This window comes from Ferruginibacter sp. HRS2-29 (genome assembly GCF_024343615.1).
Taxonomy (GTDB): Bacteria; Bacteroidota; Bacteroidia; order Chitinophagales; family Chitinophagaceae; genus Ferruginibacter.
This window is the reverse complement of the sequence record NZ_RJUB01000075.1, coordinates 1-2,001: the sequence shown is the minus strand read 5'-3', so window position 1 is coordinate 2,001 and position 2,001 is coordinate 1. Positions and strand designations below refer to the sequence as shown.

2 protein-coding genes are annotated in these 2,001 nt (G+C 43.6%); both read right to left on the bottom strand.

The window, feature by feature from the left end; translation table 11 throughout:
* Positions 1-42: 42 nt before the first annotated feature.
* Complete coding sequence (locus tag EGI32_RS11000; RefSeq protein ID WP_255155119.1) at positions 43-363, bottom strand: nucleotidyltransferase family protein; 321 nt, start codon at positions 361-363, stop codon at positions 43-45.
* Positions 364-368: 5 nt separating this feature from the next.
* Positions 369-1,802 carry a tRNA (N6-isopentenyl adenosine(37)-C2)-methylthiotransferase MiaB gene (gene miaB, locus EGI32_RS10995; RefSeq protein ID WP_255155424.1) on the bottom strand — a complete coding sequence of 478 codons (1,434 nt, stop codon included), beginning with the start codon at positions 1,800-1,802 and terminating at the stop codon, positions 369-371.
* Positions 1,803-2,001: the final 199 nt, after the last annotated feature.

Here is a 2,001-nt window from a genome sequence, read left to right as displayed (position 1 = left end):
TCAATCCTTTCGATTGAAAAAGCTATATCCTCGATATATGAATTAATCTCTTTTTTCATATATCAATACTTTATTATTATTAAAACTATTGATAAAATAGCTGTTCCTTAATGCATCCTTTACTACGAGATCTACTTTTTTACCTGTTATATTTTCTAAAGAAAATAAAATATCGAAATAATCGAATGGTGCTTTAGGAAGCCCTTCCTGATCTTTAAAATAATCAACTAAAAAATCTATGTCGCTCTTAGAAGTCAAAGTATTATCTGCCGCACTGCCGAACAGGTGCAATGATTTTACGCCAAATTTTTCGCAAATGCCGTGAATAGGGATTAAGTTATTTTTTATGATATCAGCGATCATCTGATTTAGTTATCTGTGTTATTGGTATCAACCGGAATGCCGAGTAGTGTTCCGGCAGTACAGTGAGTGATTTTTACTGAAACGTAGTCGCCTTTTACAAAGTTGTGCTTAGGAAACACCACTACCTTATTATTATCTGCCCTGCCATATAATTCATCCTCGCTCTTTTTTGAATTTCCTTCTGCCAGCACTTTAAAAACTTTGCCTACATCTTTCTGCATGCTGATCAACGAATGATCGCGGTACAGATCTACCAGCTCCTGGAGCCTGCGTTTTTTTACATCCAGCGGCACATCATCCTTAAACCTCCTGGCGGCAAGGGTTCCGGGCCTTTCGGAATAGAAGTAGAGGTAAGCCAGGTCATATTTACAATATTCCATGAGGCTGAGTGATTCCTGGTGCTCTTCTTCCGTTTCGGTACAGAAACCCGCGATCATATCGGTGGAAATGCCGCAATCCGGCAATATTTCGCGGATGCGATCTACTTTTGCCAGGTACCATTCGCGGCTGTATGTCCTGTTCATCATCTGCAAAACCCTTGTACTGCCACTTTGTACCGGCAGGTGAATGTAATTGCAGATGTTTTCATATTTCGCCATGATGTGTAATACATCATCGGTAATATCTTTCGGATGAGAAGTAGAAAAACGGATGCGCAGCAACGGCGATATATTGGCTACCAGTTCCATCAGGCGTGCAAACGTCACCGTCTCGTCCTTCTGTTCATCTATCCAATGGTAACTGTCTACGTTTTGTCCGAGCAGGGTCACTTCGCGGTAGCCTTCGTTGAACAATGCCTCACATTCCTGCACGATGCTGGCTGCATCGCGGCTGCGTTCGCGGCCACGGGTAAAAGGCACTACACAGAAAGAACACATATTGTTACAGCCACGCATGATGCTCACAAAAGCGGTTACGCCATTACTGTTTAGCCTTATCGGCGCAATATCGGCATAGGTCTCTTCGCGGCTCAGCAATACATTCACCCCTTTCTGCCCGCCATTGGCTTCTTCAATGAGGCCGGGAAGGCTGCGGTAAGCATCAGGGCCTACCACTATATCCACGAGTTTTTCTTCTTCTATAAAACTGGCTTTCAGGCGTTCGGCCATACAGCCCAAAACACCCACCACCAGGCCCGGGTTAGATCGTTTGAGTTGCCGGAATTCGGTGAGGCGTTTACGTACCCTGTCTTCCGCTTTTTCGCGGATAGAACAGGTGTTGATCAGGATAAGATCAGCCGTATCTACATCAGTAGTGGCGCCAAATCCTTCTTTTTGTAAAATGGAAGCCACCACTTCGCTATCTGCAAAGTTCATCGCACAACCATAACTCTCAATGTAAAAGCGTTTGCCATTGACAGCCACAGGCTCCTGCGCAGGCGCAAATGCTTCGCCCTGCCGCGTTTCATCATGTGTCTTAGCCAAAAGAAGTTCCTGCATCGTCCCGAAATAAATTTAATGCGCAAAGATACTGAAAATAGCAGAATGGTGACAGGATGGCAGAAAATAGTGAATGGTGAATGGTGAATAGGGAATGGTGAATAGTGAATAGTGAATAGTGAATAGTGAATAGTGAATAGTGAATAGTGAATAGTGAATAGTGAATGGTGAATGGTGAATGGTGAAAATATGTGGGTTG